Raw genomic sequence first — 17,620 nt, 5'->3', positions numbered from 1 at the left:
CGCCAGCCTGCCGCCACCAGTTGCGAATGACACCTTCTGACACTTCCGCGCCCGGCCAGCTATAGCCGTAGGATGGCCGGTTGGCATCTCGATGAAGGATTGCGCCCGGTTGGCGGCCTGCACCTTGCGAAAATCATCAAACACGTCGAGCGGCAAGCCTCTCGGATTTTTGTCCGATTTCACCATGACAGGCGGGACCGCCCCTATCAGCACCGCCTTGGCCACCCGGCCCCGCGGCTGGCCGAATTTGGCGACATAGCCCTTCACCTCGCCACCACCAGTCGAGTGACCGACTTGGATGGCGTCCCTTGGATCGAGATGCGCGGCAAGTTCGGCTACATCGGCAGCGTAGGTGTCCATCTCATTGCCTGTATCGGACTGGCTGGAACGGCCATGGCCGCGCCTGTCATGGGCGATCACGCGATATCCCTCGTGGAGGAAAAACAGCATCTGTGCATCCCAGTCATCGGCCAAAAGCGGCCAGCCATGATCGAAAACGATCGGCTGGGCGTCCTTCGAGCCCCAGTCCTTGTAGAAAATCTGCGTACCGTCCGTGGTCCTAATGAAATTGCTGCCCATGATTTCCCCCCCCGGTGTAAAGGGTTAAATGCATGCGAATGTTTTGGAGGCGACCGGACATTGTGGGAGCCGGGCACTGTGTCACGATATGACGAACTGTCAGATTGCAATTCGCCGAAAGGCTGAACTTCAACACAACCCGGCATTCTGCTATATCGTGCTTGCCTGCACGATTGAGAGTTCCGACATGACCAAGCTTGAACAGATCGAAAAATCCGTAGCCGAACTGACTGGCGAGGAACTGGAGGCCTTTTCCGACTGGTTTGATTCCTTTCAAGCCGCGCGCTGGGATGAACGGATCGAGAGTGACAGTACCTCTGGAAAACTCGACGGTCTGGCCGAGGGCGCCCTGGCGGAGTTTGAAGCCCGACGGACGCGCCCCCTGTGAACCATCATGCCACGGCCGGTTTTTGGGACACATACCGCCGGCTGCCGCGACATGTGCAAAAACTCGCCGACACCAATTTCGAACTGCTCAAAACCGACCCCAGACACCCTTCGCTGCATTTCAAGGCGCTGGGTCGTTTTTGGTCGGCCCGAGTGGGAAAATCGTGGCGCGCGCTCGCGATCAGGCAAGACGACGACTTCATCTGGTTCTGGATCGGCTCACATGCCGATTACGACAAGCTCGTGAAGTAACCGCCTTTCCGGCAAACAATCGTGTGTTGGGTCTTGAAGATGTCATCTGCGTCAGGCAATAGGCCCCCTTACCTTTTAGAGGAACTGTAAGAAGGTCACCCGAACGAAATGCTGCAAACACCCTACTACCTCATCGACAAGTCAAAACTGCTCCAGAACATGGAACGGATTGCCACTGTACGTGAGAAGTCGGGCGCCAAGGCATTGCTGGCGCTGAAGTGCTTCGCCACATGGTCGGTCTTCGATTTCATGCGCGATTACATGGACGGCACGACCTCCTCGTCGCTGAATGAAGTCCGCCTCGGCCACGAACGTTTTGGCAAGGAAACGCACGCCTATTCCGTCGCCTATGCCGATTACGAGATCGACGAGGTCGTGTCGCACGCCGACAAGATCATCTTCAACTCGATCGGCCAGTTGCAGCGGTTCGAAAGCCAGTCGTCCGGCATTACCCGCGGCCTGCGCCTCAACCCCGGCGTTTCGTCCTCGAGCTTCGATCTGGCTGATCCCGCCCGTCCCTTCTCGCGCCTCGGCGAATGGGATCTGGCGAAGGTTGATCCGGTCATGGACATGATTACCGGCTTCATGATCCACAACAACTGCGAGAACAAGGATTTTGCCCTGTTCGACCGCATGCTCGGCGATATCGAGCAAAAGTTTGCGCCGCTCCTGAAGAAGGCCGAATGGGTCTCGCTCGGCGGCGGCATCCATTTCACCGGCGATGATTACCCGGTCGATGCCTTTGCCGAGCGCCTCAAGCGCTTCTCCGGCGAATATGGCGTTCAGGTCTATCTCGAGCCGGGCGAAGCCTCGATCACAAAATCGACGACGCTGGAAACCACCGTCCTCGATACACTTTACAACGGCAAGAACCTTGTCGTGGTGGATAGTTCCATCGAAGCGCACATGCTGGATCTCCTGATCTATCGTGAGAATGCCAAGGTTCACCCCAACCAGGGACCCCATCGTGCGATGGTCTGCGGCAAGTCATGCCTTGCCGGAGACATCTTTGGAGAATTCGACTTCCCCGAAGAAGTAGAGGTCGGCGACCGCATCTCGTTCCAGGATGCCGCGGGCTACACGATGGTCAAGAAAAACTGGTTTAACGGCGTGAAAATGCCGGCAATCGCCATCCGGGAACTGGATGGCAGCCTCAGGACGGTCCGTGAGTTTGACTACACGGACTACGAACAGAGCCTATCCTGATCAGAAAGGGCCAAAGGCCCACAGGAACAGACTCGTCTGACGATTGGACGCAAGGAGTGGTCCCCAGAATGAAAAAGAACGTGCTCATCATCGGCGCCGGCGGCGTCGCACAGGTCGTTGCCCACAAGTGTGCGCAGAACAACGATGTCCTCGGTGATATTCATATCGCATCGCGCACCAAGTCGAAATGTGACGCCATTATTGCTTCGGTTCATGAAAAGAAGGCGATGAAGCAGGAAGGCGTGCTTGAAGGTCACGCGCTTGACGCGCTCGACATCGAAGCCACCAAGGCCCTGATCGTCAAGACCGGCAGCCAGATCGTCATCAATGTCGGCACCGCCTTCTTGAACATGTCGGTGCTGCGTGCCTGCATGGATACCGGCGTCGCCTATATCGATACCGCCATCCACGAAGAGCCGAACAAGATCTGCGAGACCCCGCCGTGGTACGGTAACTACGAGTGGAAGCGTGCCGCCGAATGCGAGGAAAAGGGCATCACCGCCATCCTCGGCGCCGGTTTCGATCCGGGCGTCGTCAACGCCTATGCGCGTCTGGCCAAGGACGAATATCTCGACACCGTCACCGACGTCGATATCGTCGATATCAACGCCGGCAGCCACGGCAAATATTTCGCCACCAACTTTGACCCGGAAATCAACTTTCGCGAGTTCACCGGCGTCGTTTATTCGTGGCAGGGCGGCGAGTGGAACGTCAACAAGATGTTCGAAATCGGCAAGGACTACGACCTGCCGGTCGTCGGCACCCGCCGCGCCTATCTCTGCGGCCATGACGAAGTGCATTCGCTGGCCAAGAACATGGAAGGCGCCGACGTGCGCTTCTGGATGGGCTTTGGCGATCACTACATCAACGTCTTCACCGTGCTGAAGAACATCGGCCTCCTCTCCGAACAGCCGGTAAAGCTTGCCAATGGCGACGAAGTCGTGCCGCTCAAGGTCGTAAAAGCCTGCCTGCCCGATCCGTCCTCGCTGGCGCCGGAATACGAAGGCAAGACCTGCATCGGTGACTTCGTGAAGGGTTTGAAGGACGGCAAGGAACGCACGGTGTTCATCTACAACGTCGCCGACCACAAGGAAGCCTTCAACGAAGTCGGCTCTCAGGGCATCTCCTACACCGCCGGTGTTCCCCCGGTCGCAGCAGCAATGCTGGTGGCAACGGGCGAATGGGATGTGAAGAAGATGGCCAATGTCGAAGAACTGGCCCCGCGCCCGTTCCTCAACATCCTTAACAAGATCGGCCTGCAGACCTGCATCCGCGACGAGCAGGGCGAGCGCGAACTGCATTTCGATTGAGATGCGGGCCTTGACCAACTGCTGAAATGACGAAAGGCCCGCGAGCGCTCGCGGGCCTTTTCGGTTTAGGTCTCTTGTCGTCATGCCCGGGCCTGTTCGAGTATCCGCTGCTTTTCAATTCTCTTGCAAGCAGGTCAGATCCTCGGGACAAGCTCGAAGGAAGACGCAGGAGAACGTTACCCGTTCATATACCTGCGTGGCTTGGCGGCGCGGCGCTCGGCGAGCTGGTGCGCGATAAAATGGACAAGTTTGCTCACCATCCGGCGAGCGGTTTGCAAAAGCTGGTTCCATGCGGTCATGACCGTCTCCTCTGGTTGGTTTGTGTTTACGTTGAGAGGCACCGGCTTTCATTGCCGGGTGAGTGTTTTATGCGCCAGCCTGCGCCTCACGCGGTAGACCAGACCTCCGGAATGATTGCACATTTCTCCGAAAGCTCTTTCGAACCTCTGGCGTGGAAGCACAGCAGGCGGTAAGGAAGATTATCGAAATCGACGGATATTCGCGATACGGACTGGAGACAATGCAATGGATCATCTCGCAACGCTTGTCACAAAAATTGCACAACACACCGATTGCGACGGCGTCCATCCCACAAAAATCCCGAACCTGTCGCTGATCCGTATTTCCAACCCCACCGAACCGATCCGCAGCGTCACCCAGCCTTCGCTGTGCATCGTCGTGCAGGGCACCAAGCATGTGACGCTGGCCGATCACACCTATGAATACGGTGCCGGTCGCCATCTCGTCGTGTCGGTAGAACTTCCGGTGATCAGCCGCATCGTCGAGGCGAGCCCCGAAAAACCCTATATGTCGCTATTGCTGACGCTCGACATGCCGGCGCTCGGCTCATTGCTGATGGAAATGCCGCGCACGGCCGAGACTGGCACCGCCCGCTGCGGTACCGGCCTTTGCGTCAGCGAGGCTTCGCCCAGCTTTCTCGACGCGGCCCTGCGCCTGACGCACCTTCTCGACACGCCGGAGGACATCGATTTCCTTGCCCCGCTGGCCGAACGCGAACTGCTTTACCGGCTGATGCGCGGCGAGCAGGCCCATAAGGTGCGCCGCATGCTGATGCCGGAAAGCCGGCTCCAGCAGGTCAACCGTGCGATCACCTGGATCCGCGACAATTTCGACAAGCCCTTTTCCATTGATCGCGTCGCCAGCGAAGCCAACATGAGTTCGTCCTCGCTGCACGAGCATTTCCGGGAAATTACAGCCATGAGCCCGCTGCAGTACCAGAAACAGCTGCGCCTGCAGGAAGCCCGGCGCATGATTTTGGCCGAAGCGCTTGACGCCGCCACCGCCGCCCATCGCGTCGGTTACGACAGCCCCTCGCAGTTCAGCCGCGAATACCGCCGCCTGTTCGGCGCTCCGCCCATCCGCGACATTTCGAGGGTGCGGGGTGAACCGAACAGCTATGCCGACGCATGAGACAGGCGCTCAAACACGCGCGCAAAAAGCGTCGATCGCATCGAGCTTGACTGCGCCGCCGTCGAGCTTGGAGATGAATCCCGGCAGATCCACCGGCATTACATCGCCCAACCGCTTCGGTAGCGTGAATGTCTGCGGTTCGCGCGTGAGATTGTAGACGAAGAGCAGCTTTTCACCGCCCTTCTCGCGGATGAAGGCCAGCAGATCCTGATTGGTCTCGAGGAAGATCATGTCGCCATCGACCAGCGCCGGGTGCGCCTTGCGGAACGCGATGGTCGCCCGGTAATGCGCCAGTACCGACGTCTCCAGCCCCTCCTGCGTATCGACGGCGCGCGATGCATGCTCCGCCGGAACCGGCAGCCAGGTTTTCGTGCCCTCGGTGAAGCCCGCATGTGGCTTTGCGCTTTCCCAGACCATCGGCGTGCGGCATCCGTCACGCCCCTTGAAGGCCGGCCAGAAGCGGATGCCGTAGGGATCGCGCAGATCCTCGAAGGAAAGCACCGCCTCGGTCAGGCCCAGTTCCTCGCCCTGATAGAGGCAGATCGAGCCGCGCAGGGAGGATATCAGCGTCGCCGAGATTTTCGCGACGCGTTCCTGCTCCTGCGGGTTTTCGATGAAGCGGGTAACGTGGCGCACCACATCGTGGTTTGAAAACGCCCAGCACACCCAGCCGTTGACAACCGTGTCGAGCACGGTCTGCATGACCTTGCGGATATAGCCGGCCGAAAAAGCCGGCCCCAGAAGGTCGAACGTGTAGCACATGTGCAGCTTGTCATTGCCAGTCGTGTAGAGCGCCAACGTGTTCAGCGAGCGCGGCCCGTCGCCCACTTCACCCACACTGGCGCGGCCTTCGTAACTGTCGAGCAGCTTGCGGAACCGTTTCAGGAATTCGATATTTTCCGGCTGCGTCTTGTCATAGAGATGGTTCTGCATCGAATATGGATTGGTGTCGGTTTCCATGCCGGCGCCATCGGTGTCGTAAACCATCGGCGGATTGCTGCGCAGCTGCCGGTCGTGAAAATAGTAGTTCACCGTGTCGAGGCGAAAACCGTCGACGCCACGATCCAGCCAGAAGCGGATCGTATCGAGCATCGCATCCTGCACATCCGGATTGTGAAAATTCAGGTCCGGCTGGGCGATCAGGAAATTGTGCATGTAATATTGCTTGCGCACGCCGTCCCATTCCCAACCCGGGCCGCCGAAGATCGAAAGCCAGTTGGTCGGCGCCGTTCCGTCCGGTTTGGCATCCGCCCAGACATACCAGTCGGCCTTGGCATTGGTCCGGCTCGAACGGCTTTCGATGAACCAGGGATGCTGGTCGGACGTGTGGGAAATTACCTGATCGATGATGACTTTGAGGCCCAGACGATGCGCCTCCGCCAGCATTTCGTCGAAATCGGCAAGCGTTCCAAACATCGGATCGACATTGCAGTAATCGGAAACGTCATAGCCCATATCGGCCATCGGCGAGGTGAAGAAGGGCGAAAGCCAGATCGCGTCAACGCCGAGCGAGGCAATATGGCCGAGCCGCTCGGTTATGCCTCTGATATCGCCGAGACCGTCACCCGTCGTGTCCTGAAAGGAACGCGGATAGACCTGATAGATCACGGCGCCGCGCCACCAATCGGATCGGATGTCTGCCTGCGAAATCATCAGCATATACCTCTCTTGGAGTTCGTCAGTCTCCAAATAAGCCCCCGCGGTCAAAAGGCAACCGAGGGTGGCCGGCCGCGCCGTAATGGGGTTCTGGCCGGTAATCCGAAGGGACTGACGCAAGATTGATGGCATCGCAAAGATTGCGGCTACATACACCCCCAGAATTCGGGGGGTTACAATGTCGCAGTCGCAGCACTAGTCTGCCGCTTTCTGCAACGCGGAAAAACGGGAACATAAACGAAAAAGGCTTCGAAGCCTTGGAAAGGTGGGGGTTTTCCCATGTATCATTCCAGCAGGAAATTTCTGGCAACGGCAGTGTTTGGCGCATTGCTGGCCTGTTCCGCCCTCTCATCGGTCGAGGCGGCGACGCTCAACATCCACAATGGCGGCGACCCGCAGTCGCTCGATCCACAGAAATTGTCCGGTGACTGGGAAAACCGCATTGCCGGCGACATCTTCGAAGGCCTCGTGACCGAGGATCCGAAGGTCAAGCCAATCCCCGGCCAGGCGGAAAGCTGGACCGTGTCCGATGATGGCCGCGTCTACACCTTCAAGCTGCGTGACGGCATCAAGTGGTCGGACGGGCAGCCCGTGACCGCCGGTGACTTCGTATTCGCCTTTCAGCGCCTGATGGATCCGAAGGCCGCCGCCGATTACGCCTACCTGCAATACTCGATCAAGAATGCTGAAAAGATCAACAAGGGCGAGATCGCCGATGCCAGCCAGCTCGGGGTCAAGGCCATCGACGACAAGACGCTCGAGATCACGCTCGAAAACCCGACGCCCTACTTCCTTGACTCGCTGACCCATTACACGGCCTATCCGCTGCCGAAGCATCTCGTTGAGGCCAAGGGCGCCGATTGGGTCAAGATCGGCACGATCGTCACCAACGGCCCGTACAAGCCGGTCGAATGGGTTCCGGGCAGCCACGTCACCACCGTCAAGAACGATCAGTATTACGGCACGGCCGACCTCAAAATCGACGGTGCGAAATTCTTCGTGCTGGAAGATCAGGAGGCTGCTCTGAAGCGTTACCGCGCCGGCGAATTCGATATCCTCACCGACTTCCCGACCGACCAGTACGCCTGGATGCAGAAGAACCTGCCGGGTCAGGCGCATGTCGCGCCGTTCTCGGGCCTCTATTACTACGTCATCAACTCTCAGGCCGAGCCTACCAAGGACAAGCGCGTTCGCCAGGCCTTGTCCATGGCGATCAACCGCGAAGTGATCGGCCCGCAGATTCTCGGCACCGGCGAACTGCCGGCCTATTCCTGGGTCCCGCCGGGCACGGCCAATTATGATGAGCCCGCCTACGTCTCGTGGAAGGATGAGCCCTACAAGCAGAAGGTCGAGGAAGCCAAGAAGCTTCTCACCGAAGCCGGTTTCGGCCCGGACAAGCCGCTGACCCTGCAGCTCAAGTACAACACCAACGACAACCACAAACGCATCGCCGTTGCGATCGCCGCCATGTGGAAACCGCTGGGCGTCAATGTCGAACTCGTGAATGCCGAAACCAAGGTCCATTACGACCAGTTGCAGCGCGGTGACGTGCAGGTTGGCCGTGCTGGCTGGCTCGCCGACTACAATGACCCGGACAACTTCCTGAACCTGCTCGTGACAGGCGTTCCGATGAACTACGGCCGCTGGTCCAATGCCGACTATGACAAGCTGATCAAGGACGGCAACCTGGAAAAGGACATGAAAAAGCGCGCCGAGATGTTCAAGCAGGCCGAGAAGATCGCGCTCGATGACAGCGCGGCGCTGCCGATCTACTACTATGTGTCCAAGAACGTCGTATCCCCGAAAATCTCGGGCTTCGAAGACAACGTCAAGGATATCCACCGCACGCGCTGGCTCTCGATCAAAGAATAACAGGGAGTCAGGGCTCTTCGTCTCGCAGCGTCTTGCGTTCATTGCGCACGGCGCTGCAGCACCTTTCGATGCTGCATGTCTGCCGGCCGAAATCCTACCGGGTTTCAGGCAGAGTGCCGGATGACAACGCCCGATCCGTATCAATCATGCTCAGTTACGCTTTCCGTCGCCTGCTCTCGACGATCCCGGTCTTGTGGATCGCCGTGACGGCCTGTTTTTTCGTTCTCCGTCTCGCGCCCGGTGGCCCGTTCGATGGCGAACGTTCGCTGCCGCCGGCGATCCTGCAAAACCTTGCGGCCCACTACAATCTCGATAAGCCGCTCATCCAGCAGTATCTCTATTACGTCGGCGACCTTCTCAAGGGCGATCTCGGCCCCTCCTTCTCGAGCGAGGACTTCAACGTCGCGCAGCAGATCATGGTCGGCCTACCCTATACGTTCACGCTCGGCCTGACCGCCTTCGTGCTTGCCATCGTCATCGGCGTTGCCGTCGGCTGTCTTGGGGCGCTCTATCAGAACAAGATGCCGGACTATATCCTCGGAGCGATGATCCTGGTGGGCGTCGTTCTGCCGAACTTCCTCATCGCGCCCATCCTGCAACTCGTCTTCGGCATCCAGCTGGCATGGCTTCCGGTCGGCGGCTGGGGGGATGGATCGCTGAAATTCCTCGTCCTGCCCGTTATCGTCATGGCGCTGCCGCATGCGGGGCGCATTTCGCGCATCACCCGTGGTTCGATGATCGAGGTGATGAACCAGAATTTCATCCGCACCGCCAAGGCCAAGGGCATCGGCCCGCGCCTTACCGTCATGCGCCACGCGCTGAAACCCGCCATGATGCCGGTCGTCTCCTATCTCGGCCCGGCGGCAAGTTATCTTCTCACCGGTTCGCTGGTTGTTGAAAGCATCTTTGGGCTTCCCGGCATCGGCCGCTACTTTATCACGGCCGCGCTCAACCGCGATTACGGCATGGTTCTCGGCACGGTCATCTTCTACATGGTGCTGATCGTCTTCCTGAACCTCATCGTCGATATCGCCTATGCCTGGCTTGACCCGAAAGTGAGAAGCAGATGATCCTCAATCCCGCAAAAAGAGAGCTGCTCGCGGCCGAACTGCTGGAAGCGGAAGGTCTTTCCCCGGAAGGTCGTTCGCTGACAAAAGACGCGATGCGCAGGCTCTGTCGCAACAAGGCGGCGGTCGTTTCGATCATCGTCCTGGCACTCCTCATCCTCGCCGCCTTCCTCGGCCCGTATTTGATCCCGCACAATTACGAGGACCCGGACTGGGCCGCCTTCCGCGCCCCGCCCTCCTGGGAAGACGGCCACTACTTTGGCACCGACCCGAACGGCCGCGATCTTTTAGCCCGCGTGCTTTACGGCACCCGCGTCTCACTCGCCGTCGCCTTCGTCGCCACCCTCGTCTCGATGGTGATCGGCGTACTCTACGGCGCGATCTCCGGTTATTTCGGCGGACGGCTGGATGCCATCATGATGCGCTTCGTCGACATCATGTACGCCCTTCCATACATCCTCTTCGTCATCCTGCTGATGGTCATTTTTGGCCGCAACGTCTACCTGCTCTTCGCAGCGATCGGCGCTTTGGAATGGCTGACCATGGCCCGTATCGTGCGCGGTCAGACGCTGTCGCTCAAACACCGCGAATTCGTCGAGGCCGCCCGCGCCTCCGGACAGAAGCCACTCAAAATCATCACCAAGCACATCATCCCGAACCTTGTCGGACCGGTGGTCATCTTTGCCGCCCTCACCGTGCCGGAAATCATCGCGACGGAAAGCTTCCTGTCCTATCTCGGCTTCGGTGTTCAGGAACCGCTGACCTCGCTCGGCACGCTGATTGCCGAAGGCACCGACGCCATGGAAAGCATGCCGTGGCTTCTCGCTTTTCCGGCCATCTTCCTTGTCTCGCTTCTGCTCAGCCTGCTGTTCATCGGCGACGGCCTGCGCGACGCGTTCGACCCGAAGGATCGCTGATATGACAGATCAGACGCAAAAAGACGTCCTTCTCGAACTGAGGGACTATTCGATCACCTTCAAGACGCCGGATGGCGACGTGAAGGCCGTCTCGAACATGAACCTGACGGTCCGTCGCGGCGAACGTATCGCCATCGTCGGTGAATCGGGCTCAGGTAAAAGCCAGACCTTTCTCGGCATCATGGGCCTGCTTGCCAAGAACGGCCATACCTCCGGTCAGGCGCTGCTCGAAGGCCGCGACGTGCTGGCGCTGAACCCCCGCGAACTCGACAAGGTGCGCGGCAAGGACATGGCCATGGTCTTCCAGGACCCCATGACCGCCTTGAATCCATCTCTCAAGATCTCCCGGCAACTGACCGAACAGCTTGAGATTCACCGCGGCTTCACCGCCAGAGCGGCCTGCGCCGAAGCGCTGGATATGCTCAAGCGCGTCGGCATCCCTGACCCGACCCGTCGGTTCAATCTCTACCCGCATGAACTGTCGGGCGGCATGCGCCAGCGCATCGTCATCGCCATGGCGCTGCTCACCAAACCAAAACTGCTGATCGCCGACGAGCCGACCACCGCGCTCGACGTCACCATTCAGGCGCAGATTCTTGATCTTTTCAACGATTTGACCGCTGAGATGAACACGGCACTGCTGATGATCACCCACGATCTCGGCGTCGTCGCCGGCCTCGCCGATCGTGTTGCCGTCATGTATGCTGGCAATATCGTGGAAGAAGCCCCGGTCGACGAACTGTTCGAAAAGCCGGCCCACCCTTACACGGCAGCACTGCATGCGGCGATCCCGCGTCCCGATCAAGATGTCGACGAACTCGTCGTCATTCCCGGCCGCCCGCCGAACCTGCAGCATCTGCCAAAGGGCTGCAATTTCTCGCCACGCTGTCCGCAGGTTCAGGACGACTGCATCGATCGTCCGCCTCAGCTCGAAACACTGGCGCCGCAGCATTGCGCCGCCTGTTTCCACCCCTTCCCGCGTCGTGAGGAGCTGTTGACCCATGCTTGATCAGACATTGGCGGCTCCGACCCTGCTCAAGGTCGAAAACCTCACCACCCAGTTCGAGATCCAGGCAAAGTCCTTCTTCAAGAAGCCGACCATACTGACGGCCGTCAACGACGTTTCGTTCGAACTGAAGGAAGGCCGCACGCTCGGCATCGTCGGGGAAAGCGGTTGCGGAAAATCCACGCTCGGCCGCTCGATCCTGCAATTGATCCGCGCCCAGAAAGGTCGGGTTGTCTGGCAGGGCAAGAACCTGCTCGATCTTTCGGAAGAACAGATCCGCATGGCCCGCCGCGACATGCAGATCATCTTTCAGGATCCGATCGCCTCGCTTGATCCGCGCATGACGGTGGGCGACATCATCGCCGAACCGCTCACCGTGTTCGAGCCGAAGCTCAGCCGCGCCCAGCGTCTGGAACGCGTTCGCGAGATCATGAACGCGGTCGGCCTCGTGCCGGAAATGATCAATCGCTATCCGCACGAATTTTCCGGCGGCCAGGCGCAGCGTATCGGCATTGCCCGCGCCGTCATCACGCGGCCGAAGCTGATCGTCTGCGACGAACCGGTCTCGGCGCTCGACGTATCAATACAGGGTCAGGTGATCACGCTCCTGCGCAAGCTGCGCAAGGAGTTCGGCCTCACGCTGATCTTCATCAGCCATGACTTGTCCGTCGTGCGGCTGATCTCGGACGATGTGCTGGTGCTCTATCTCGGCCGGATCGTCGAGGCGGGCGACTGTGCCACCGTGTTCAGCGCTCCGGCGCACCCCTATACGCAGGCGCTGTTTTCAGCGGCGCCGATCCCGGATCCGAAACTCGCCCGCCAACGCTCGCGCATCCGCCTGCAGGGCGATCCGCCCTCGCCGATGAACCCGCCGCCGGGCTGCCCCTTCCAGCCGCGCTGCTGGAAAGCGACGGATATCTGTCGCACCAAGATGCCGCCGACCGAACGGGTGCGCCCCGGCCAGTCGGCCGCGTGTTACCACATGGACCGGCCGGCAGAGGTTTGAGGCTTTCGGTCTCTGCCTGTAAACAAAGGGGGGCAAACCTCTCCATCGCCATCCTCGGCCTTGTGCCGAGGATCTGCAACGGCCTGATATCATCTGCGTGGTTAGATCCTAGGGACAAGCCCTAGGATGACGAAATCGGAGACTGCAAGGTTTGCCATCAAGCCGAGTTCCACTCCACCCTTGCCTCCCAAACCGTCATCGCGTATCGCCAAATGACGAAAATTGTTGGGAGAGCGATTTTGGGCGGAAAGTTTCTATCGATCGGCGAGTGCATGGTGGAACTGTCGCAGGCGGGCGATGGCCTATTGCGGCGCGGCTTTGCCGGCGACACGTTCAACACCGCCTGGTATGCCCGCGCCTGCCTCCCGGCCGATTGGTCGGTCGACTATTTTACGGTGCTGGGCGACGATCCGATGTCTGACGAAATGCTGGCGATGATGGAAAAGGCCGGCATAGGCATCAGCCATATCCGCCGCATCCCCGGCAAAACGCCCGGTCTCTACCTCATCACCCTGAAGGACGGCGAACGCACGTTCAGCTACTGGCGCGATACCGCCGCCGCCAAAAAACTGGCCGCTGACGCGGACCATCTGCGCACGGCAATCGAAGCCGCCGATTTGATCTATTTCTCCGGCATCACGCTTGGCATCCTGGCCTCGGAAGCGGTTGACACGCTATTGTCCGAACTGCGCCGCGCCAAGGCCTCCGGAAAAATCGTCGCCTTTGATCCCAACATCCGGCCGCGCCTATGGCCAGTTGGCGAGGAAGGCAAGGAAGCCATGCTCAAGACGATCGAAGCCGGCGCCCGCGCAGCGACCCTCGTCCTGCCGAGCTTCGATGATGAAAAGGCCCATTTCGGCGATGTCGATATAGCTGCCACCATCGCCCGTTACCATGTGCTTGGCGTGCCCACGGTCGTGGTCAAGGACGGCCCCGGCGGGGTGACGCTCAGTTTCGACCGCAAGGTCGAGCACGTGGCGGCGGTCGAGGCAAAGGCGGCGGTCGACACGACCAGCGCCGGCGACAGTTTCAATGGCGGCTTCCTCTCACGCCTGCTGACCGGTGAGACACCGGCGAAAGCTGCGACCCATGGCGCCGCCGTCGCCGCCACCGTCATCGGTCATCACGGTGCGCTGATCGATCCCGGACTATTGCCGCGCTGAAATTCGGCCGAGCTGTCAGGACAGTCTTGGAAAGACCTGCCGGATGGTCTGAACGCGTTGTCTTTGGCCGTTGATCTGAGCCCGGAGGCTCCAAAGACCACACAGGATATCGCGCGCGCAAACCGCGTCGCCCAAGCGCCGAACCCTTCGTGGAACAGTGGCCGACATCCGCCTGTCACACAGCTCGGCGATAGAACAGCCAGCCCGCGACAAAGCCTCCGAGTCGGCGAGTTGCGGCAATCGACGGGCACAAGGGGTTCAAGCCGGTCATGACCAGAATTACCATCGTTTCCGATGCCTGGTATCCGCAGATCAACGGCGTCGTCCGCTCGATCGAAAACACCAATCGCGAACTCACCCGCATGGGCGTCGATGTCGCGATGGTGACGCCGCAGGATTTTTCCAGCGTGCCCTGCCCCACCTATCCCGAAATCCGCCTGTCGGTGGCAACCTATTGGCAGGTCGCCGCAGCCATACAGGCATCCGGCCCGACGGCCGTGCATATCGCCACCGAAGGACCGTTAGGCCTCATGGCGCGCCGCTGGTGCCTGAAGAACAGCATGCCGTTTTCGACCAGCTATCACACCCGTTTCCCGGAATATGTAGCGGCCCGCTTTCCCATTCCGCTGCGATGGCTGAACGCTTTCGTGCGCTGGTTCCACAATGCCGGCAATGGCTGCATGGTGGCGACCGCGAGCCTGGAGCGGGAATTGTCCAAGCTCGGCATCAACAATCTTCTACGCTGGAGCCGTGGCATCGACCAGACGGTGTTTCATCCGATGGACCAGGACGACCGCCCCTTCGACCTGCCCCGCCCCATCTTCATGACGGTCGGACGCGTCGCCGTGGAAAAGAACCTGCCGGCCTTTCTCGATCTCGACCTGCCCGGTTCGAAAGTCGTGGTCGGAGATGGACCCGATCGCGCCGAGCTGCAGCGCAAATATCCGGATGTCCTGTTCACCGGCACCAAGACCGGCGAGGACCTCGCCCGCGCCTATGCACAGGCCGACGTCTTCGTGTTCCCCTCAAAGACGGACACGTTCGGCAACACGATCCTGGAGGCGCTTGCGAGCGGCGTGCCCGTTGCCGCCTATCCGGTCATGGGCCCGGTCGATATCATCGAGGAGGGATCTGGGGCGGGCGCGCTTCATCACGACCTGCGCGAGGCGTGCCTCAATGCCCTCGCCTGCCGACGCGAGGATGCACGCTCGCACGCGCGCAAGTTCACCTGGGAAGCAGCATCGCGGCAATTCCTGATGAACGTTCTCAAGGCGCAGGGCGCAAAGGCGCTGCCGGCGCCGGCGGAGTGACCCGCCAGACATAGAGGGCGTCCAATACGGCAAGCGGGCGCGATGGCAGCCAAGCCATCAACCGCCCATGAGGTCGCCTTGAGGAGTCCGGTCAGCCGATATTTTCATCGCGCCAATGGAAGAACAGAACGCTTCCGATACCCAGACAGATGGCTGCGACGAGACCTGCAATGATCATGGATTTCTCCTCCCATGGATCGAAACGGCTTGCCATCCCCTCCCAGAGCAACAAGCCGAGGGCAGTCCAACACAGACGCGGGACAAAAGCAAGCAGAGGTTTTGGCGGCCCCTGCCTGCTTCCAATGCGAGAAACAAGAAGCGGTTCAGAACACCGTGACGGCGACCCGGTCCCGGAACACGCTCAGTCTTTCGCGACCCTTCGTCGTGGCGGTAAACCTGATACCACGCGCAGGCACCACCTTGCCGCATCTACGACTGAGCACCGTACCGATACCCCCATCGGAAAACGTGCCAGTTGTGGAAGGCGGCAATTGTGCCGCGATCTCGGCCCATTCAGGCGCAGGATCGGTACAATTGCGGCCACGCACTCCTTTCAGGAGCAAGGCGCTGCCGGGTTTGACCGCAATGCTTGGGCGATGCGTGAAGATGGTCTCCTCGACCGGTTTGCCCGGGCTGAAAGACATGCCAAGAATGATCGCAAGGATCATGCCGACCATTTCATTCCCCTCTCTGCTGGCGTCATGCCAGAGACGGCCCACAGCCCTTAACCCTGTGAACCCGTTGAACATATCCGTGCCCCGGCGCGTGCATGCACAGCGACCAAAGCAAAATTGTGCCATGACGGAATTATGAATGTGGATGAAATTGCAAAACTGAGGACGCGGGCTGCAACCGATACTTGGACCGGAACGAAACGCATACGAACGCACGCGACCAAACCGGCCGAGACGCAAGCGCGACGACCGAGAGGCGCGTTCACGTCGGCTCCGGCATATCAGACGATGGACTGGGACGCGTCACCACCCAAATGGGTGACGCGTTCGATTTTCCGTGCGCTCAGCGCTTGCGGCGGCGCCCTTCAAAAGGATTGTCGCCGGCCTTGAAATGGATACGGATCGGCACGCCGGGCATGTCGAAATCGCTGCGCAGACTGTTGGTCATGTAGCGCACATAGCTTTCCGGCAGCGCATCGGGACGCGTGCAGGACACCATGAAGGCGGGCGGGCGGGCCTTGACCTGCGTCATGTATTTCAGTTTCAGACGGCGTCCCGATACCGCCGGCGGCGGATGCTGGGTCGTCGTCGCATCCAGCCAGCGGTTCAGCCGGGCCGTGGAAATGCGCTTATTCCAGACCCTGTCGGTTTCGACGATGTTCTGCATCAGCTTGTCGAGACCGTAACCGGTCTGGCCGGAAATCGGCACGGCGCGAATGCCGCGCGCCTGCGGCAGCAGTCGCTCGGTCTTTTCGCGCAGATCAGCCAGGACCGCCTGCGGATCCTCGATCATGTCCCACTTGTTGAAGGCGAGAACGGCGGCGCGGCCTTCGCGCAGCACCAGGTCGGCGATCTGCAGATCCTGCTTTTCGAAGGGAATGGTCGCATCGAAGACGATGACGACGGTTTCGGCGAAACGGATGGAGCGCAGCGCATCGGCGACGGACAGCTTTTCCAGCTTTTCCTGCACGCGGGCCTTGCGGCGCATGCCGGCCGTGTCGAACATCTTGATGGTACGGCCGCGCCAGTCCCATTCGACGGAAATGCTGTCGCGGGTAATGCCGGCTTCCGGGCCGGTCAAAAGCCGGTCTTCACCGAGGAAACGGTTGATCAACGTCGACTTGCCGGCATTCGGACGACCGACGATGGCCACGCGCAGCGGCAACGTCTCGTCGTAGCCGAAATCGGCGTCTTCGTCCTCGTCGTCGAAATCGCTGTCGCGTACATCGACATCGGTTTCGGCCTCGTCGACCTCTTCCGGAAACGCCGCCTCTTCACCGATCGCTTCGACGATCGCATCGCGTAGGTCGATCATGCCCTGACCGTGTTCGGCCGAGATCGGCACCGGTTCGCCGAGACCGAGCGTATAGGCGTCGTAAAAACCACCGTCAGAGCCCTTGGCCTCCGATTTGTTGGCAACCAGCACGACCGGCTTGCCGCTGCGGCGCAGAAGTTCGCCGAACGTCTTGTCGAGCGGTGTCAGGCCCGATTTGGCATCGACAACGAACAGCGTCAGATCGGCCTCGTCGATCGCGGCCTCGGTCTGGGCGCGCATACGGCCTTCGAGCGTGTCGGCACCGGCCTCTTCCAGACCGGCCGTATCGATAATGGTGAAGCGGAGATCGACCAGCTTGGCATCGCCGGGACGGCGGTCACGCGTCACGCCCGGCGTGTCGTCGACGAGCGCGAGCTTCTTGCCAACCAGCCGGTTGAACAGCGTCGACTTGCCGACATTCGGGCGTCCGACAATGGCGACGGTGAAGCTCATAGCGTGTCTTTCTCTT

Annotated in this window: 17 protein-coding genes and 1 pseudogene; 12 read left to right on the top strand and 6 right to left on the bottom strand. The window is 60.1% G+C overall.

Annotated features, from left to right (window positions below; genetic code table 11):
- Positions 1 to 7: 7 nt before the first annotated feature.
- A pseudogene (locus tag ACQKKX_RS02960) lies at positions 8 to 579 on the bottom strand (alpha/beta fold hydrolase); the annotation flags it as partial.
- 187 nt (positions 580 to 766) lie between these two features.
- Here ACQKKX_RS02960 and ACQKKX_RS02955 point away from each other — a divergent pair.
- From ACQKKX_RS02955 to ACQKKX_RS02940, 4 genes are all read left to right on the top strand, one after another.
- Positions 767 to 967, top strand: coding sequence for a hypothetical protein (locus ACQKKX_RS02955; RefSeq protein WP_427568635.1), 201 nt, complete (start codon positions 767 to 769; stop codon positions 965 to 967).
- The gene (locus ACQKKX_RS02950; protein WP_427568633.1) at positions 964 to 1,218 is read left to right on the top strand and encodes a type II toxin-antitoxin system RelE family toxin; all 255 of its coding nucleotides are present in this window, start codon (positions 964 to 966) and stop codon (positions 1,216 to 1,218) included. The genes ACQKKX_RS02955 and ACQKKX_RS02950 overlap by 4 nt, the downstream gene beginning before the upstream one ends.
- A 108-nt stretch (positions 1,219 to 1,326) precedes the next feature.
- Complete coding sequence (locus tag ACQKKX_RS02945; protein ID WP_427568631.1) at positions 1,327 to 2,424, top strand: carboxynorspermidine decarboxylase; 1,098 nt, start codon at positions 1,327 to 1,329, stop codon at positions 2,422 to 2,424.
- A gap of 68 nt (positions 2,425 to 2,492) precedes the next feature.
- Positions 2,493 to 3,734, top strand: coding sequence for a saccharopine dehydrogenase family protein (locus ACQKKX_RS02940; RefSeq protein ID WP_427568629.1), 1,242 nt, complete (start codon positions 2,493 to 2,495; stop codon positions 3,732 to 3,734).
- Positions 3,735 to 3,910: 176 nt separating this feature from the next.
- Here ACQKKX_RS02940 and ACQKKX_RS02935 read toward each other — a convergent pair whose 3' ends face one another.
- Entirely contained in the window at positions 3,911 to 4,033 is a 123-nt protein-coding gene (locus ACQKKX_RS02935) for a hypothetical protein (protein WP_427568627.1), read from the bottom strand.
- A 226-nt stretch (positions 4,034 to 4,259) separates the two neighbouring features.
- On the opposite strand from ACQKKX_RS02935, the gene ACQKKX_RS02930 reads away from it, so the two are divergent.
- Complete coding sequence (locus ACQKKX_RS02930) at positions 4,260 to 5,165, top strand: AraC family transcriptional regulator N-terminal domain-containing protein (protein ID WP_427568625.1); 906 nt, start codon at positions 4,260 to 4,262, stop codon at positions 5,163 to 5,165.
- A 9-nt stretch (positions 5,166 to 5,174) separates the two neighbouring features.
- Here the strand turns inward: ACQKKX_RS02930 and ACQKKX_RS02925 are convergent, their stop codons facing one another.
- Entirely contained in the window at positions 5,175 to 6,818 is a 1,644-nt protein-coding gene (locus tag ACQKKX_RS02925; protein ID WP_427569333.1) for an alpha-glucosidase family protein, read from the bottom strand.
- A 282-nt stretch (positions 6,819 to 7,100) separates the two neighbouring features.
- Here ACQKKX_RS02925 and ACQKKX_RS02920 point away from each other — a divergent pair, with 282 nt between their 5' ends.
- The 7 genes from ACQKKX_RS02920 to ACQKKX_RS02890 all read left to right on the top strand — a co-directional run bounded on the left by ACQKKX_RS02920 (position 7,101) and on the right by ACQKKX_RS02890 (position 15,162).
- Positions 7,101 to 8,693: a peptide ABC transporter substrate-binding protein gene (locus ACQKKX_RS02920; protein ID WP_427568623.1), complete on the top strand. Its 1,593-nt coding sequence runs from the start codon at positions 7,101 to 7,103 to the stop codon at positions 8,691 to 8,693.
- 146 nt (positions 8,694 to 8,839) lie between these two features.
- Positions 8,840 to 9,763 carry an ABC transporter permease subunit gene (locus ACQKKX_RS02915; RefSeq protein WP_427568621.1) on the top strand — a complete coding sequence of 308 codons (924 nt, stop codon included), beginning with the start codon at positions 8,840 to 8,842 and terminating at the stop codon, positions 9,761 to 9,763.
- On the top strand, positions 9,760 to 10,677 hold the full coding sequence (locus ACQKKX_RS02910; RefSeq protein WP_427568619.1) for an ABC transporter permease: 918 nt from the start codon (positions 9,760 to 9,762) through the stop codon (positions 10,675 to 10,677). Before ACQKKX_RS02915 ends, ACQKKX_RS02910 begins: the two co-directional genes overlap by 4 nt.
- A gap of 1 nt (position 10,678) precedes the next feature.
- Complete coding sequence (locus ACQKKX_RS02905) at positions 10,679 to 11,686, top strand: ABC transporter ATP-binding protein (protein ID WP_427568617.1); 1,008 nt, start codon at positions 10,679 to 10,681, stop codon at positions 11,684 to 11,686.
- A 7-nt stretch (positions 11,687 to 11,693) separates the two neighbouring features.
- Positions 11,694 to 12,689: an ABC transporter ATP-binding protein gene (locus tag ACQKKX_RS02900; RefSeq protein ID WP_427569332.1), complete on the top strand. Its 996-nt coding sequence runs from the start codon at positions 11,694 to 11,696 to the stop codon at positions 12,687 to 12,689.
- A gap of 239 nt (positions 12,690 to 12,928) precedes the next feature.
- Positions 12,929 to 13,852 carry a sugar kinase gene (locus ACQKKX_RS02895; RefSeq protein ID WP_427569331.1) on the top strand — a complete coding sequence of 308 codons (924 nt, stop codon included), beginning with the start codon at positions 12,929 to 12,931 and terminating at the stop codon, positions 13,850 to 13,852.
- 269 nt (positions 13,853 to 14,121) lie between these two features.
- Positions 14,122 to 15,162 carry a glycosyltransferase family 4 protein gene (locus tag ACQKKX_RS02890; RefSeq protein ID WP_427568615.1) on the top strand — a complete coding sequence of 347 codons (1,041 nt, stop codon included), beginning with the start codon at positions 14,122 to 14,124 and terminating at the stop codon, positions 15,160 to 15,162.
- Positions 15,163 to 15,253: 91 nt separating this feature from the next.
- Here the strand turns inward: ACQKKX_RS02890 and ACQKKX_RS02885 are convergent, their stop codons facing one another.
- From ACQKKX_RS02885 to der, 3 genes are all read right to left on the bottom strand, one after another.
- Complete coding sequence (locus ACQKKX_RS02885) at positions 15,254 to 15,376, bottom strand: hypothetical protein (RefSeq protein WP_427568613.1); 123 nt, start codon at positions 15,374 to 15,376, stop codon at positions 15,254 to 15,256.
- Positions 15,377 to 15,485: 109 nt separating this feature from the next.
- Positions 15,486 to 15,839, bottom strand: a complete 354-nt coding sequence (locus tag ACQKKX_RS02880) for a hypothetical protein (protein ID WP_427568611.1) — start codon at positions 15,837 to 15,839, stop codon at positions 15,486 to 15,488.
- A 340-nt stretch (positions 15,840 to 16,179) separates the two neighbouring features.
- Positions 16,180 to 17,604, bottom strand: a complete 1,425-nt coding sequence (der, locus tag ACQKKX_RS02875; RefSeq protein WP_427568609.1) for a ribosome biogenesis GTPase Der — start codon at positions 17,602 to 17,604, stop codon at positions 16,180 to 16,182.
- Between the last annotated feature and the right edge of the window lie 16 nt (positions 17,605 to 17,620).

Source organism: Neorhizobium sp. NPDC001467 (assembly GCF_050275975.1).
In the GTDB taxonomy this organism is placed as follows: Bacteria; Pseudomonadota; Alphaproteobacteria; order Rhizobiales; family Rhizobiaceae; genus Neorhizobium.
Note: the sequence above shows the minus strand (reverse complement) of the source record. Positions and strands in the feature narration are given on the sequence as shown.

Coding starts and splice junctions, on each gene's coding strand:
- ACQKKX_RS02920 (WP_427568623.1), top strand. CDS start 7,101: ATGTATCATTCCAGCAGGAAATTTCTGGCAACGGCAGTGTTTGGCGCA.
- ACQKKX_RS02925 (WP_427569333.1), bottom strand. CDS start 6,818: ATGATTTCGCAGGCAGACATCCGATCCGATTGGTGGCGCGGCGCCGTG.
- ACQKKX_RS02945 (WP_427568631.1), top strand. CDS start 1,327: ATGCTGCAAACACCCTACTACCTCATCGACAAGTCAAAACTGCTCCAG.
- ACQKKX_RS02880 (WP_427568611.1), bottom strand. CDS start 15,839: ATGGTCGGCATGATCCTTGCGATCATTCTTGGCATGTCTTTCAGCCCG.
- ACQKKX_RS02940 (WP_427568629.1), top strand. CDS start 2,493: ATGAAAAAGAACGTGCTCATCATCGGCGCCGGCGGCGTCGCACAGGTC.
- ACQKKX_RS02930 (WP_427568625.1), top strand. CDS start 4,260: ATGGATCATCTCGCAACGCTTGTCACAAAAATTGCACAACACACCGAT.
- ACQKKX_RS02890 (WP_427568615.1), top strand. CDS start 14,122: ATGACCAGAATTACCATCGTTTCCGATGCCTGGTATCCGCAGATCAAC.
- ACQKKX_RS02905 (WP_427568617.1), top strand. CDS start 10,679: ATGACAGATCAGACGCAAAAAGACGTCCTTCTCGAACTGAGGGACTAT.
- ACQKKX_RS02955 (WP_427568635.1), top strand. CDS start 767: ATGACCAAGCTTGAACAGATCGAAAAATCCGTAGCCGAACTGACTGGC.
- ACQKKX_RS02885 (WP_427568613.1), bottom strand. CDS start 15,376: ATGGCAAGCCGTTTCGATCCATGGGAGGAGAAATCCATGATCATTGCA.
- ACQKKX_RS02915 (WP_427568621.1), top strand. CDS start 8,840: ATGCTCAGTTACGCTTTCCGTCGCCTGCTCTCGACGATCCCGGTCTTG.
- ACQKKX_RS02935 (WP_427568627.1), bottom strand. CDS start 4,033: ATGACCGCATGGAACCAGCTTTTGCAAACCGCTCGCCGGATGGTGAGC.
- der (WP_427568609.1), bottom strand. CDS start 17,604: ATGAGCTTCACCGTCGCCATTGTCGGACGCCCGAATGTCGGCAAGTCG.
- ACQKKX_RS02910 (WP_427568619.1), top strand. CDS start 9,760: ATGATCCTCAATCCCGCAAAAAGAGAGCTGCTCGCGGCCGAACTGCTG.